The following is an 11,868-nucleotide window of genomic DNA, read 5'->3' as shown; positions in this document are numbered from 1 at the left end:
GGCCCATAACATCAGTCTCCTGACCCAGAAGATGGCTGGGTAGCAACTTGGGTGACTTTATTGTGGCTGGTAGGCGCATGCTTCAGGCCACCGGCGGCAAGGTGAAGATGGGCACCATCGCCAACGGCCAGGACGACGAGTGGTTCCGCATGCTGGCCAACCAGAATGGCTGCTTCTACTTCAACAACCAAGGCACTGCGGTTACAGTGAACCAGCCGGGGTGCGTGCGCGCCTTGGATACCATCAAGAAGCTGGTGGACGCAGGCGTAGTGGCCTTTGGGGGTTGGAACGAGCAAATTCAGTACATCAAGGCGGGAGCCGTGGCCAGCGCCATGTTTGGTGCTTGGTACGAGGGGACCATCCGTACGAATGCCCCTGATCAGAGCGGGAAGTGGGGTGTTTACTTGATGCCTGCCGCTACCAAAGGTGGGGTGCGGGCGGCCAACCTGGGCGGTTCCGCGTTGGCCATCCCCGCATCCAGCCGGAACAAGGAGGCCGCATGGGCTTTTGTCAAGCACGCTTTGGCCACTACAGAAGGCCAGATCACCATGCTCAAGGAGTACGGTTTAGTTCCCTCCTACCTTCCGGCGTTGAACGATCCCTACGTTAAGCAACCCCAACCCTACTGGGGCAACCAACCCATCTGGCAACTGATCTTGGGGACCCTTGGCAGGATCCCGCCCGCGAGGGGCACGCAGTACTTCCAGGAGGCGCGGCAGATCATGACCGCCATCCAAGCGGACTTCCTTGCTGGGAAGTACAAGACGGCTAAGGAGGCGTTGGACGAGGCAGCCAGGCAGATTAGCCGGGCCACGGGGTTGCCTGTAGCCCGATAAAAGCCGAAAGGGGCTATGGCCGCAGGCCATAGCCCCCTTTTTCTAAATCATGAGAATCGCTCCCTTACTTTTTCTGACGCCTTATACCCTTCTCTTCGCTGTTTTCTGGGCATGGCCCATCGCTTACTCCTTGTACCTCTCCTTTTTGAATACCCGGGTTTACCCCTGGCGCCTCGAGGCCGGCGTCAACTGGGGGCGTCTCCTGCAAGACCCTTTCTTCTGGATTGCCCTCAAAAACACCCTCTTCATTCTTCTCGTACAGGTACCTTTAATGCTGGCTTTGGCCCTTCTTCTCGCTTTGGCCTTGAACTCAGCTCTCTTGCGCGCCAAGGGTTTCTTCCGCTTCGCCTTCTTTGCCCCTGTGGTGGTGGGGGCTGTGGCGTACTCTGCGGTTTTTCGTCTCCTTTTTAACACGGAGTTTGGAGCGGTGAATGCGCTTCTCCGGGCGTTAGGGCACCCGGGGTATGACTGGCTCTATGCACCTGGCCCGGCCATGGCCGTAATCGTGATTGCTCTGACCTGGCGTTGGACGGGATATAACGCCATTATCCTTTTGGCCGGGTTGCAGAGCATTCCCAAGGAGCTTTACGAGGCGGCCGAGCTAGACGGGGCGGGTCCTTGGCAAAGGTTTTGGCACGTGACCTTGCCAGGTATACGGCCGGTCCTTCTCTTTGCCCTTGTGCTTTCCATTATCGGCACGCTTCAGCTTTTCACCGAGCCTTTCCTGATTACGGGGGGAGGGCCCGGCAACGCCACCATGACCTTGGGCGTGTACCTGTACCAGCAGGGCTTTCGGAGCTTTAACTTCGGCTACGCTTCGGCTATCGCTTACACGGTGGCCCTCTTGGCGGCGCTTTTCTCCTTTTTGCAGATGCGCCTGTGGAGGGAGCGATGAGAAGACAGCGGTTTTGGTTTGCCTTGGCCCTGCACGCTGGCCTTTTGCCCTTAGCCCTGTTGTGGTTGGCGCCTCTCTGGCTTATGGTGGTGTTCGCTACCCATCCCGAGCAGGAGATTTTCCGCGTGCCCGTACCGCTTCTGCCAGGGGATGCCTTTATGGAAAATTGGGCAAGCCTCCAGGCGGACACCAACTTCCTCCGGGCGCTTGCGAATAGCGTGGTGGTTTCTGGCCTCTACACCCTGGGAGGTCTCTTGCTCAGCGCCCTGGCGGGGTATGCCCTCGCCGTGTACGAGTTCCGGTTTAAAGCCCTGGTGTTCTCATTTATTGTAGCTACTTTAACTATTCCCTACTTCGTGGTGGTCATTCCCCAGTACATCTTGGTGGCTCGGGACCTTAAGCTCACCAACACATACTGGGGCGTTATCCTCCCGTTCCTAGCGAACGCCTTGGGGGTCTTCTACATGCGCCAGGTTTTCCTTTCCCTCCCTTCCTCCCTCCTGGACGCCGCCCGGGTGGATGGAGCGGGGGAAGGGCGCATCTTCTTCCAGATCGCTTTGCCCTTGGTGCGCCCTTCCTTGGCGGCGCTAGCCCTCATCCTCTTCCTAAATGCCTGGAACGATTACCTTTGGCCGCTCTTGATCCTTTCGCAAAAGGACATGTACACCGCCCCGGTGGCCCTAGGCACCCTGATCGGCCTTACCCGGGTTTCTTGGGGGGGGATTATGGTGGGTTCAGCCTTGATGACGGTGCCGTTTTTGGTGCTTTTCCTCTTTTTGCAGCGCTACTTTGTGGCGGGCATAACGGCAGGAGCCGTGAAGGAGTGAGGATATGCTCGGTGTCTGCTACTACCCCGAACACTGGCCCAAGGAGCGTTGGCCTGAGGACGCCAAGCGGATGCGCGAGCTTGGGCTCTCCTTTGTGCGGGTGGGAGAGTTTGCCTGGGCCCTTCTGGAGCCGGAGCCCGGTCGTCTGGACTGGGCCTGGCTGGACGAGGCGGTGGAGGTCTTGGCCCAGTCCGGGCTGAAGGTGGTCCTAGGCACGCCCACAGCCACGCCGCCCAAGTGGTTGGTGGACCGTTACCCAGAGATCCTTCCCGTGGACAAGGAGGGGCGTAGGCGCCGCTTCGGAGGGCGGCGTCACTACTGCTTCAGTAGCCCCGCCTACCGGGAGGAGACCCGCCGCATCGTCACGCTCTTGGCGGAGCGCTACGGCAAGCACCCTGCAGTGGCGGGCTTCCAGACGGATAACGAATATGGCTGCCACGGGACGGTGCGCTGCTATTGCGAGCGTTGCCAAGGCGCCTTTAGAAAGTGGCTTGAGGAGCGCTACGGGAACATAGACGCCCTTAACCAGGCCTGGGGGGCTGCCTTTTGGAGCCAACGCTACCGCACCTTCCAGGAGGTGGAACTCCCCAACCTCACCGTGGCCGAGGCCAACCCTAGCCATCTTCTGGACTATTACCGCTTCGCCTCGGAGCAGGTGCGGCGATACAACCGCCTCCAGGTGGAAATCCTTCGGGCCCATGCCCCGGGGAAGTTCATCACGCACAACTTCATGGGTTTTTTTACGGACCTAAATCCTTTTCCCTTGGGAGAGGACCTGGACTTCGCCAGCTGGGACAGTTATCCTCTGGGCTTCACCGACCTCATGCCCCTTCCCGAGGAGGAGAAGCTGCTCTACGCCAGGACCGGCCACCCGGACGTGGCGGCCTTCAACCATGACCTTTACCGGGCGGTGGGGCGAGGGCGGTTTTGGGTGATGGAGCAACAACCGGGCCCGGTAAACTGGGCACCCCACAACCCGAGCCCCGCGCCGGGCATGGTGCGCCTTTGGACCTGGGAGGCCTTGGCCCACGGGGCGGAGGTGGTTTCCTACTTCCGGTGGCGGCAGGTGCCTTTTGCCCAGGAGGAGATGCACGCCGGCCTGCACCGTCCAGACTATGCTCCGGATGTGGCTTTCTTTGAGGTGCGGCGGGTGGCGGAGGAGTTGGGGAGGCTTCCCTTGCCCCCGTACGAGCGGGCCCCCGTGGCCTTGGTCTATGACCCCGAAGCCCCTTGGGTTTACGAGATCCAGCCTCAAGGGGCCGAGTGGAACTACCTGGCCTTGGTGTTCCTCTTCTATAGCGCAGCCAGGCGGCTCGGGTTGGACGTGGATATCGTTCCGCCGGGAGCTGCCTTGCAGGGCTACCGGTTGGTGTTGGTACCGAGCCTGCCCATCGTGCGGGAGGAGGTTCTAAGTGCCTTTAGGGAAGCCGATGGCATCGTCCTTTGGGGTCCCAGAAGCGGGAGCAAGACGGCGAACTTCCACATTCCCCAAGCGCTTCCTCCAGGGCCTCTGCAGGCCCTTCTCCCCCTGAAGGTGGTGCGCGTGGAAAGCCTGCCGCCGGGGTTAAAGGAAGAGGCGGAAGGCCCTTTGGGGCGGTTTTCTTTGGGCCTATGGCGGGAGTGGGTGGAAACGGACCTAAGCCCCCTGTTGCGTTTTGCCGATGGCCGGGGGGCTTTGTTCCGTACCGGGCGCTACCTTTACCTCGCCGCTTGGCCCAGCCCCGAGCTCCTCGTTACCTTGCTGGCGAGCTTGGCCCAAGAGGGAGGGCTTTCGCCAAAGCCCCTTCCTCCTGGCCTGCGCTTGCGGCGGAGGGGTCATTTGGTGTTTGCCTTTAACTATGGCCCTGAGGAGGCGGCCCTTCCCACCCCTCCAGGGGTTCGTTTCCTCTTGGGAGGGCCGAAGCTCCCCCCGTATGAGGTGGCGGTGTGGGAGGAGGAGTAGGGATGCGGGTAAAGCTGGGGAGCCTCGAGGTGGCCCTGGAAGCGGAGGGGGTGACGGCGGTTCCGGGGGGGCTACGCCTCGAGGGCCGAGAGGTGCGGGTCTACCCCCCTTTTTGGGGGGAGGCTTTCTTCCGCCACGGCTGGCAGAGCTGGAGCCTGGCCGCCTGGGTTTCGCTTTCCCGGCCGCCGGTTCCTCTTCTTCCCCCAGAGCGCCAGCCCCAGGCCGATGATCCTTTCCTGCTTCGTGCCTCGGAGTGGTGGGGCAGTGGGCTCGGTGCCCTGCGCGGCCCCGAGGGGCAGGTGCTCCTTTTGGGGGCTCTGGGGGTAGGGGCTCGGGTTCTGGGCCGGCCGGACCTGCTCCTGGGCCGGCTGGAGGGGGACAAAGGGGAGTGGTTCTTGGCTTGGGGGTCTGAGGAGGAGGTCTTTTCCGCCTACGCCCGGCTCCTCCCCCGCCGCCTTTCTGGGGGGCCGCCTAGGGTCTGGTGCTCCTGGTACGCCTTTTATACGGACATAAGCGAGGCGCGCCTCCTTGAGGTTCTGGAAGAGGTGGCAGGCTACCCCTTTGAGGTCTTTCAGGTGGACGACGGTTGGCAGAGGGCTTTGGGCGACTGGGAGGCCAACGAGCGCTTTCCCCACGGCATGGCCTATTTGGCGGAGCGGATCAGGGCGAAGGGTCTGCGGCCAGGGCTTTGGCTTGCCCCTTTTTTGGTCACGGCGGACAGTCCCCTCGTGCGCGCCCATCCGGACTGGCTCCTCCGGGACCGGGAGGGCCGGCCCCTTCCTGCGGGCTTTAACTGGGGAAAACCTCTTTTGGCCCTGGATGCGGGTAAGGAGGAGGTTCTTTCCTGGGTGGAGGGCCTTATCCAGAAGGTGCGTTCCTGGGGCTACGATTACCTGAAGCTGGACTTCCTCTATGCAGCCTCCCTTCCCGGGGCGGAGGGCGAGGGGCGGTATCGTGTAGCTATGGAGCGGGTGCGCCAGGCGGCGGGGGACGCCTATTTGCTCTTTTGTGGGGCGCCCATCTTGGCCTCCTTGGGGTTAGCGGACGGGTTTAGGGTAGGCCCCGACGTGGCCCCCTACTGGGATAACGAGGACCGTTCCCTCTGGCTTGGCGACCCCACGGGCCCTGGGCTCAGAAACGCCCTGCGCGCCACTTTGCACCGGCTTTGGCTTCGGGAAAACGTTCAAGTAGATCCCGATGTGGTTTTCTTCCGTACCCGTTTTAACCTCCTCTCCCCGGAGGCCATGCGGCTACAAGAGGTTTTGGCGCGGTACACCGGCTTCAAGGCTACCTCGGACCCCCCCTCTTGGCTTCTGCCGGAAGAGGAGGCGCGCCTTCGGAGCTTTTTAGCGGACGAGGGAGGGGTGGAGCGGCTTGGTCCCTACCGTTTTCGTTGCGGGGAGGAGGTCCTGGACTATGCCTCCCTTCTTTAAACGCCACCACCGCAAGCGGGATGGCCGGGAGCTCATCCTCTACGGCCTAAGCCCTTTGGAGGAGGCGCCCTTGCCGGAGGGGGAGGAGGCCTTTCACGCCGCGCCCCACCTCCGCTACCACCCCTTGCGGAAGGAGTGGGTGGTCTACGCCGCCCACCGCCAGGAGCGCACCTTCCTTCCCCCCAAGGAGCACTGCCCCTTGTGCCCGAGCCGGGAAGGGGCCTTCCCCACGGAGATCCCTTTTGCCCGCTTCCAGGTGGCGGTCTTTGAGAACCGCTTCCCCGCCCTGGTCCCATCCCCGCCGCCCCCACCCTCGGGCCTCCCCGTGGCCACGGAGGCCGCCCGGGGCCGGTGCGAGGTGGTGGTCTACACGCCCCTGCACACGGGAAGCCTGGCCACCCTTTCCGAGGAGGAAAGGCTTCTTCTGGCCTGGGTGTGGCGGGACCGGTACCAGGCCCTCTATAGCCTCCCGGGGGTGCGCTTCGTCATGCCTTTTGAGAACCGGGGGGAGGCGGTGGGGGTGACCCTGCACCACCCCCACGGGCAGATCTACGCCTACCCCTTTGTGCCGCCCCTTTTGGAGCGGGAAAGCGCGGCTTTCCGCGAGCGGCCCGTGCTCCTAGAGCTTTTCCCGGGCCTCGAGGCCTACCGGGTGGACGAAGAGGAGGGCTTCTTGGCCTTTGTCCCTCCCTTCGCCCGCTACCCCTACGAGGTCTGGGTCGCCCCCCGGGAACGGCACCCAGGCCCCTGGACGTTTTCGGAGGCGGAGATGGCAGCCTTCGCCCGGCTTCTCGGCCGGGTGGTGGCCCGGTACGATGCCCTTTTCGGCGAACCCTTCCCTTACGTGATGGTCTTCCACGCTGCCCCCTTGGGGGAGGAGCGCACCTTCCACTTCCACGTGGAGTTCTACCCCCCCAAGCGCACCCAGGACAAGCTCAAGTTCCTGGCGGGCACGGAGCTTGGGGCGGGTACCTTCGTGGTGGACGCCCTTCCGGAGGAAACGGCGAAGCGGCTTAGGGAGGCGTTATGAAATACCTTTTGGCCCTAGACCAAGGCACCACGTCCAGCCGGGCCATTCTCTTCACCCTGGAGGGGGAGGTGGTGGCCCTGGCGCAGCGGGCTTTCGCCCAGCACTACCCGGAGCCGGGCTGGGTGGAGCACGACCCCTGGGAGATCTGGGAGAGCCAGCTTTGGGCGGCGAGGGAGGCCCTGCGCCGGGCGGGGGTGGGGCCTGAGGCGGTGCTGGCCTTGGGCATCGCCAACCAGCGGGAGACCACCTTGGTGTGGGAAAGGGATACGGGGCGGCCCCTCCACAACGCCATCGTCTGGCAGGACCGCAGGACCGCTTCCCTTTGCGAGGCCCTGCGGGGGCGGGGCCTGGAGGGGCTTTTCCGGGCGCGCACGGGGCTCCTTCTGGACCCCTACTTCTCCGCCACCAAGCTCCTTTGGCTTTTGGAGCACGTGCCTGGGCTGAGGGAGCGGGCGGAAAGGGGAGAGGTGTGCTTCGGCACCGTGGACACCTGGCTCCTTTGGAACCTCACGGGGGGCAGGGTGCACGCCACCGACCCCACCAACGCCAGCCGGACCCTCCTCTTTAACGTGGAAACCCTCACCTGGGACGAGGAGCTTCTCGCCGCCTTGGGCATCCCAAGGGCCCTCCTCCCCGAGGTGCGGCCCTCGGACGGGGACTTCGGGGAGACCCTTCCTGGGCTTTTGGGGGCCCCCATTCCCATCCGAGGGGTCCTTGGGGACCAGCAGGCGGCGCTTTTGGGGCAGGCGGCCTTGGGGGCGGGGGAGGGGAAGTGCACCTACGGCACGGGGGCCTTCCTCCTCCTGAACACGGGGGAAAAGCCGGTCTTGGCCGAGGGGGGCCTCCTCACCACCCTGGCCTGGCACCTGGAGGGCAAGGCGGCCTACGCCCTGGAGGGGAGCGTCTTCGTGGCGGGGGCGGCGGTGGGGTGGCTGGAGGAGGTGGGCCTCCTTGGGGGGAGCCACGAGGTGGAGGCCTTGGCCCGGGGGGTGGAGGATACGGGCGGGGTCTACTTCGTCCCCGCCTTCACGGGGCTTGGGGCCCCTTACTGGGACCCCTACGCCCGGGGGGCCATCCTGGGGCTTACCCGGGGGACGGGGCGGGCCCACCTGGTGCGGGCGGCCCTGGAGGGGGTGGCCTTCTCCGTGGGGGAGGTGGCCTGGGCCATGGCCAAGGCGGCGGGGCTTAGCCTGAAGGCCCTGAAGGCGGACGGGGGTATGGCGCAGAACGGCCTCTTCCTGGAGATCCAAGCGGACCTCCTGGGGGTGCCGGTGCTCCGGCCGAAGACCACGGAGACCACCGCCTTGGGGGCGGCCTTTGCGGCGGGGATCGGGGCGGGGGCGCTTTCCCTGCGGGACCTCCCCGCCCTTTGGCGGGAGGAGGCCCGGTTCCTGCCCCGGATGCCGGAGGCGAGGCGGGAGGCCCTGTACCGGGGCTGGCGGCGGGCGGTGGAGCGGGCCAGGGGCTGGGCCCAGGAGGGGTAGGTGGACCGGGAAGCCCTGTGGGAACGGCTTAAGGAGCCGTGGGACCTCCTGGTCCTGGGGGGTGGGGCCACGGGGGCGGGGGTCCTGTGGGAGGCCACCCTGAGGGGGCTCAAGGCGGCCTTGGTGGAGGCCCGGGACTTCGCCTCGGGAACCAGCAGCCGCTCCACCAAGCTCCTCCACGGGGGGGTGCGCTACCTGGAACTCGCCCTGAGGCGCCTGGACGGACGGCAACTGAAGCTGGTGACGGAGGCCCTTCGGGAGCGCAAGGTGGTGATGGACCTGGCCCCCCACCTGGCCCACCCCCTCCCCCTCCTCACCCCCCTCTTCCGCCCCCTGGAGCTCCCCTACTACGGGACGGGCCTCCTCCTCTACGACCTCTTCTCGGGGAAGCGGCGCCTTGGGCCCACCCGCTACCTCCCCCCCAAGGAGGTGGCCGGGCTCTTCCCCGGCCTCCCCAAGACCCTGGGGGGGATCCTCTACTGGGACGGCCAGTTCCAGGACCACCGCCTCCTCCTCGCCCTCCTCCGCTCCGCCCTAAGGCGGGGTGCCCTGGCCCTGAACCACGCGGAGGCCCACGCCTTCCTCCTCAAGGGGGGCAGGGTGGCGGGGGCGGTGGTCAAGGACCGCCTCACGGGCAGGGAGGTGGAGGTCTACGCCAAGGCGGTGGTGAACGCCACGGGTCCCTTCACCGACGCTACCCGCCGCCTCCTGGACCCCCACCTGCCCCCCCTCCTCACCCCCTCCAGCGGGGCCCACCTGGTCCTGGACTACCCCCTCAAGACGGGCCTCCTCATCCCCAGGACCCGGGACGGCCGCGTCCTCTTCCTCCTGCCCTACCGGGGGAAGGCCCTCTTGGGCACCACCGACCTGCCCGCCGAGGCCACCTTCTGCCCCCTGCCCCGGGAGGAGGAGGTGGCCTACCTCCTGGAGGAGGTAAGGCCTTACCTGGGGGACCTCTCCCCCTATATCCGGGCGGTCTGGTCCGGGCTCAGGCCCCTGGTGGGGCGGGGGGAGACCCGGCTCTTGGTGCGGGACCACCTCATCGCCGAGGAGAGGGGGCTTTACACCCTCACGGGGGGCAAGTGGACCACCTTCCGCCTCATGGCCCAGGACCTCGTGGACCGGTTGGACCGGGACCTGGGCCTCGGGCTTCCCCCCTCCACCTCCCACGCCACCCCCCTCCTGGGGGCGGGGCCCAAGCCCTCCTTGGACCTCCCCGAGGGGGTGGCGGAACACCTCTACGCCACCTACGGCACAGAGGCGGGGGAGGTGGCGGCCTTGGGGGATAGGCCCCTCCTGCCTGGCCTCCCTTACCTGGAGGGGGAGGTGGTCCACGCCGTGCGCAAGGAGTTGGCCCAGAAGCCCCTGGACGTGCTCGCCCGGCGGATGGGCTTGGCCCTTTTGGACCAGGAGGCGGCGCAACAGGCCCTGCCCCGGGTGGTGGCCCTCATGGCCCCCCTCCTGGGCTGGGACGAAGGGAGGGCCCGGGCGGAGCTGGAGGAGGCCCGGGCCGCCCTCCCGGGGCTTTGCTAGCCCTCCTCCGCCCGTTGCACCGCCTGCGTTTCCCGCAGGATGGCCCGCACCCTTTCCCCGGGGATGGTCTCCTCCCGGAGGAGTTCTTCCGCCAGGCGGTGCATGGCCTCGGCGTGGGCCAGGAGGACCTCCCGGGCCCGGGCGTAGGCTTCGTCCAGGATCTTCCGGATGTCCTGGTCAATGAGGCGGGCGGTTTCCTCGGAGTGGTCTTTCTTTTTGGCGATCTCCTCTCCCAGGAAGATGGGGCCGGAGTCCGAGCCCCAGGCGATGTTCTTGAAGTGCTCCCCCATACCCCAGTCCAGGACCATGCGCTTGGCGATCTGGGTGGCCCGCTTGAAGTCGTCCTGGGCGCCGGTGGTCACGGTGCCGGTGAAAAGCTCCTCCGCCACCCGGCCCGCCATGAGGACGGAAAGCTCGTCCATGAGGTGCTCCCGAGAAACCAGGACCCGTTCTTCCGGCTTGCTCCACCGGGCTCCCAGGGCCATGCCCCGGGGGACGATGGACACCTTTTCCGTCTTGTCGGCGTGGGGCAGGACCTCGCCCACCACGGCGTGGCCCGCCTCGTGGTAGGCCACGGCCCGCTTCTCCTCGGGGGAAAGCTTGAGGGCGGGGCGCTCCAGGCCCAGGACGATCTTGTCCAGGGCCTTGAGGAAGTGCTCCTTGCGGATTTTCTTTTCCCCGTCCCGGGCGGCGAGGAGGGCCGCCTCGTTCACCAGGTTCTTGAGGTCGGCCCCGGAGAAGCCGGGGGTGAGGTGGGCGAGCTCCAGGGCGTCCACGTCCTCGGCGATGGGCTTGCCCCGCATGTGCACCAGGAGGATGTCCTTCCGCTCCTCCAAGGAGGGGAGGCCCACCACCACCTGGCGGTCAAAGCGCCCGGGGCGGAGGAGGGCGGGGTCCAGGATGTCGGGGCGGTTGGTGGCGGCGAGGACGATGACGGAGGTGTCCTTCTCAAAGCCGTCCATCTCGGAAAGGATTTGGTTCAGGGTCTGCTCCCTTTCGTCGTGGCCGCCCCCGATGCCGGCCCCCCGTTTGCGGCCGATGGAGTCTAGCTCGTCAATGAAGATGATGCTGGGGGCGTTGCGGCGGGCGTCCTCAAAGAGGCTCCGCACCCGGCTTGCCCCCACCCCCACGAACATCTCCATGAACTCGCTGGCGGAAACGGAGAAGAAGGGCACCCCTGCCTCCCCCGCCACCGCCCGGGCCAGAAGGGTTTTGCCCGTGCCCGGGGGGCCTACCAGGAGGACGCCTTTGGGGATCTCCGCCCCCAACTCCAGGTACTTCTTGGGGTTTTTGAGGAAGTCCACCACCTCCATCAGTTCGCGCTTGGCCTCCTCGTGCCCGGCCACGTCCTTGAAGGTGGTGTTGACCTTCCGCTCCTTGCCGTAGAGCTTGGCCCGGCTTTGGCCGAACTGCATCACCTGGCCGGCCCCGCCCTGGGCCCGCATGAAGAAGAACCAGAAGAAGAGGATGAGGAGGAGGGTGGGCCCCACGTAGAGGAGGAGCTGGGGCCAGAAGGAGGGGGTCTTGGTGACCACCCGGACCCCGTTTTCCTCCAGGAAGCGCAAGAGCTCGGGGTCCGCCACCTGGACGGGGGGCAGGGGCACCTGGAAGCGGCGGGCCACCTGGGTGCCTCCTTGGGGGGTGGGGAAGCGCTCGGGCTCCTTTAGCGTGCCCAGGATGCGGGTTTCCTCCAGGGTGACCTCGGCCACCTTGCCCTGGCGCACCAGGTCCCGGAAACCGGTGTAGGAGAGGGTGGGGGCTGGGGGGCCGGTGAAGGCGGTATAGGCCAAGTAGCCTAAGAGGAGCAGGAAGATTAGGGTGAAAGGGTTCAAGCGTTGCGGCAACATCTACCTCCCTTGCCCTATGGTAGCGCCTTACCGGGTGAGAG

The 11,868-nt window shown here is 65.9% G+C and carries 9 protein-coding genes; 8 read left to right on the top strand and 1 reads right to left on the bottom strand.

Annotation, left to right across the window (positions count from 1 at the left end; translation table 11 throughout):
* Window positions 1-77: 77 nt before the first annotated feature.
* The 8 genes from L0C60_RS11065 (at window position 78) to L0C60_RS11030 (ending at window position 9,980) form a co-directional block, all read left to right on the top strand.
* The gene (locus L0C60_RS11065; RefSeq protein ID WP_243092771.1) at window positions 78-836 is read left to right on the top strand and encodes an extracellular solute-binding protein; all 759 of its coding nucleotides are present in this window, start codon (window positions 78-80) and stop codon (window positions 834-836) included.
* Window positions 837-966: 130 nt separating this feature from the next.
* Complete coding sequence (locus tag L0C60_RS11060) at window positions 967-1,731, top strand: carbohydrate ABC transporter permease (protein ID WP_243092770.1); 765 nt, start codon at window positions 967-969, stop codon at window positions 1,729-1,731.
* Window positions 1,728-2,558 carry a carbohydrate ABC transporter permease gene (locus tag L0C60_RS11055; protein WP_234508207.1) on the top strand — a complete coding sequence of 277 codons (831 nt, stop codon included), beginning with the start codon at window positions 1,728-1,730 and terminating at the stop codon, window positions 2,556-2,558. Before L0C60_RS11060 ends, L0C60_RS11055 begins: the two co-directional genes overlap by 4 nt.
* A 4-nt stretch (window positions 2,559-2,562) precedes the next feature.
* Window positions 2,563-4,500 (top strand): beta-galactosidase, encoded by a 1,938-nt coding sequence (locus tag L0C60_RS11050; protein ID WP_234508209.1) that lies wholly within the window; start codon window positions 2,563-2,565, stop codon window positions 4,498-4,500.
* A 2-nt stretch (window positions 4,501-4,502) separates the two neighbouring features.
* The gene (locus L0C60_RS11045; RefSeq protein ID WP_234508211.1) at window positions 4,503-5,933 is read left to right on the top strand and encodes a glycoside hydrolase family 36 protein; all 1,431 of its coding nucleotides are present in this window, start codon (window positions 4,503-4,505) and stop codon (window positions 5,931-5,933) included.
* Window positions 5,917-6,963 (top strand): galactose-1-phosphate uridylyltransferase, encoded by a 1,047-nt coding sequence (gene galT, locus L0C60_RS11040; protein ID WP_234508213.1) that lies wholly within the window; start codon window positions 5,917-5,919, stop codon window positions 6,961-6,963. The genes L0C60_RS11045 and galT overlap by 17 nt, the downstream gene beginning before the upstream one ends.
* Entirely contained in the window at window positions 6,960-8,447 is a 1,488-nt protein-coding gene (gene glpK / locus L0C60_RS11035) for a glycerol kinase GlpK (RefSeq protein ID WP_243092769.1), read from the top strand. The genes galT and glpK overlap by 4 nt, the downstream gene beginning before the upstream one ends.
* Entirely contained in the window at window positions 8,448-9,980 is a 1,533-nt protein-coding gene (locus tag L0C60_RS11030) for an FAD-dependent oxidoreductase (RefSeq protein ID WP_243092768.1), read from the top strand.
* Here L0C60_RS11030 and ftsH read toward each other — a convergent pair.
* Complete coding sequence (gene ftsH / locus L0C60_RS11025; protein ID WP_243092772.1) at window positions 9,977-11,824, bottom strand: ATP-dependent zinc metalloprotease FtsH; 1,848 nt, start codon at window positions 11,822-11,824, stop codon at window positions 9,977-9,979. The genes L0C60_RS11030 and ftsH overlap by 4 nt on opposite strands.
* Window positions 11,825-11,868: the final 44 nt, after the last annotated feature.

This window comes from Thermus hydrothermalis (genome assembly GCF_022760925.1).
Lineage (GTDB): Bacteria > Deinococcota > Deinococci > Deinococcales > Thermaceae > Thermus > Thermus hydrothermalis.
Note: the sequence above shows the minus strand (reverse complement) of the source record. Positions and strands in the feature narration are given on the sequence as shown.